Origin of the sequence: Finegoldia sp. BIOML-A1, assembly GCF_009678325.1 — a bacterium.
Taxonomy (GTDB): domain Bacteria; phylum Bacillota; class Clostridia; order Tissierellales; family Peptoniphilaceae; genus Finegoldia; species Finegoldia magna.
In genome coordinates, this window is sequence record NZ_WKZF01000017.1 from 1 (window position 1) to 3120 (window position 3120).

The 3120-nt window shown below is 45.4% G+C and carries 2 rRNA genes; both read right to left on the reverse strand.

The features are described 5' to 3' along the window. Positions 1-60 (reverse strand): 5S ribosomal RNA (gene rrf, locus GKG00_RS08780); the annotation flags it as partial. Between the two features lie 42 nt (positions 61-102). Then, positions 103-3088, reverse strand: a 23S ribosomal RNA gene (locus GKG00_RS08785). Between the last annotated feature and the right edge of the window lie 32 nt (positions 3089-3120).

Genomic DNA, 3120 nt, shown 5'->3' on the forward strand with positions numbered 1-3120 from the left:
AGGCTTAACTTCTGTGTTCGGCATGGGTACAGGTGTATCCCTCTTGCTTTTATCACCATACTTATTCACTTTTTACATCTCAATCAATAACAGTATATATTTCCAGTCAAGTTTTCGATTTATTAGTATCAGTTAGCTTTGATATTACTATCTTTACACCTCTGACCTATCTATCTTGTTTTCTTCAAGTAATCTCATAGAAATCTTATCTCGAGGTTGGTTTCGTGCTTAGATGCCTTCAGCACTTATCCTTCCCAGACGTAGCTACCGAGCTGTGCACTTGGCAGTACAACTCGTACACCAGCGGTCTGTCCATCCCGGTCCTCTCGTACTAAGGACAGATCCTCTCAAATTTCTCACGCCCACGGTGGATAGGGACCGAACTGTCTCACGACGTTCTGAACCCAGCTCGCGTGCCTCTTTAATGGGCGAACAGCCCAACCCTTGGAACCTACTCCAGCTCCAGGATGAGACGAGCCGACATCGAGGTGCCAAACCTCCCCGTCGATGTGGACTCTTGGGGGAGATAAGCCTGTTATCCCCGGGGTAGCTTTTATCCGTTGAGCGATGGCCCTTCCACTCGGTACCACCGGATCACTAAGTCCGACTTTCGTCTCTGCTCGACCTGTATGTCTCGCAGTTAAGCTCGCTTTTGCCTTTGTACTCTTTGAATGATTTCCAACCATTCTGAGCGAACCTTTGAACGCCTCCGTTACTTTTTTGGAGGCGACCGCCCCAGTCAAACTGCCCGACTGACAGTGTCCTATTACCAGTTTCATGGCAACTAGTTAGAACTTTAGAATTAAAAGGGTGGTATCCCAACAGTGACTCTGCAAACTCTGGCGAGCTTGCTTCTTCGTCTCCCACCTATCCTGTACATTTAATCCCAAAATTCAATGTCAACCTGCAGTAAAGCTCCACGGGGTCTTTCCGTCCTACCGTGGGTAAGTCGCATCTTCACGACTACTACAATTTCACCGGATCCTTTGTTGAGACAGCGCCCAAATCGTTACACCTTTCGTGCGGGTCGGAACTTACCCGACAAGGAATTTCGCTACCTTAGGACCGTTATAGTTACGGCCGCCGTTTACTGGGGCTTAAGTTCGTTGCTTCGATTGCTCTAACAAGTCCCCTTGACCTTCCAGCACCGGGCAGGTGTCAGCACCTATACTTCATCTTTCGATTTAGCAGATACTTGTGTTTTTGGTAAACAGTCGCTTGGGCCTATTCTCTGCGACCTAATTTCTTAGGCATCCCTTCTCGCTAACTTACGGGATTATTTTGCCGAGTTCCTTAACAAAGGTTCTTCCGCGCGTCTTAGAATTCTCTTCTTGCCTACCTGTGTCGGTTTGCGGTACGGGTACAAGATTATTCGATAGCACCTTTTCTTGGCAGTTTGAATCTGTCGCTTCGCATCTTTCTGCTCCCCATGATAACTTACGTTAGCGAATATACGGATTTGCCTGTATATTCTGGCTTGTTACTTGGACGTGTTCTACCATTCACACGCTCGACTTTTCCTTCTGCGTCAGTACTTCTCTCAATCACAATCTTGTAGTACAGGAATTTCTACCTGTTGTCCATCGACTACGCCTTTCGGCCTCGCCTTAGGTCCCGACTTACCCTGAGAGGACGAGCCTTGCTCAGGAATCCTTGGGCTTTCGACGGGGATGATTCTCACATCCCTTTTCGCTACTCATGCCAGCATTCTCACTTGTATATAATCCACAATTGCTTTCGCTTTTTGCTTCTATTCATATACAACGCTCCTCTACCGATAGAAAAGCTATTATGCCAGTTGTATGTTGTTAAGTGTTTTTAGAAATTGTATCGTTTAATAGTTTTAATTTATGTCTTTCTCTCTTACTTTACTAGTTGATATATTTCCTAATCACTTTCACTCCATACTTCTCGCATAATTGCTTTTCTATCCCACAGTTTCGGTATCAGATTTAGCCCCGTTCATCTTCGGCGCATTACCACTTGACCAGTGAGCTATTACGCACTCTTTAAATGTATGGCTGCTTCTGAGCCAACATCCTGGTTGTCTGAGTAGTATTACATCCTTTCCCACTTAATCTGTATTTTGGGACCTTAACTGGTGGTCTGGGCTGTTTCCCTTTTGACTATGAAGCTTATCCCTCATGGTCTGACTCCTGTTCATCGATTTTCAGGCATTCGGAGTTTGATAAGTTTCGGTAGAATTACTTCCCCTAGACTATTCAGTGCTCTACCTCCTGTAATCTAAAACAAGGCTAGCCCTAAAGCTATTTCGAGGAGAACCAGCTATATCCGAGTTCGATTGGCTTTTCACCCCTATCCACAGGTCATCCGATAGCTTTTAAACGCTACCCGGTTCGAGCCTCCAGTAAATTTTACTTTACCTTCACTCTGCCCATGGATAGATCACCCGGTTTCGGGTCTACAACACATAACTTTCGCCCTATTAAGACTCGGTTTCCCTGCGACTTCACATCTTAAATGTTTAATCTTGCTACGTATCGTAACTCGCTGGCCCGTTCTACAAAAAGTACGACATTAGAAGTCTTCTTCCTCTGTCTGCTTGTAGGCGCAAGGTTTCAGGTTCTGTTTCACTCCCCTCCCGGGGTTCTTTTCACCTTTCCCTCACGGTACTATTCGCTATCGGTCACCAGGTAGTATTTAGCCTTAGGGGGTGGTCCCCCTATCTTCCCACAGAATTTCACGTGCTCCGTGGTACTCTTCTTAAAGTGTCTCTATTCTGATTTCGACTACAAGACTGTTACTTTCTTTGGTTCTTCTTTCCATAAGATTTGTCTATCAGTTTAGGCTTACTTTAATGGGCTGTTCTCTGTTCGCTCGCCGCTACTTGGAGAATCGAGTTTTCTTTCTTTTCTTGTTCCTACTTAGATGTTTCAGTTCAGAACATTCGCCTCCATACGCTATGTATTTACGTATGGATACTAGAGTGTGTCTAGTAGGTTTCCCCATTCGGATTCCCCCGAGTTACTGGATATTTGCTCCTATTCGAGGTTTTCGTTGCTTGTCACGTCCTTCGTCGCCTCCTGGTGCCAAGGCATCCGCCTTGCGCCCTTAGTTTCTTGACCGGAAATATATACTGTTATTCGATTTTCAATGTTC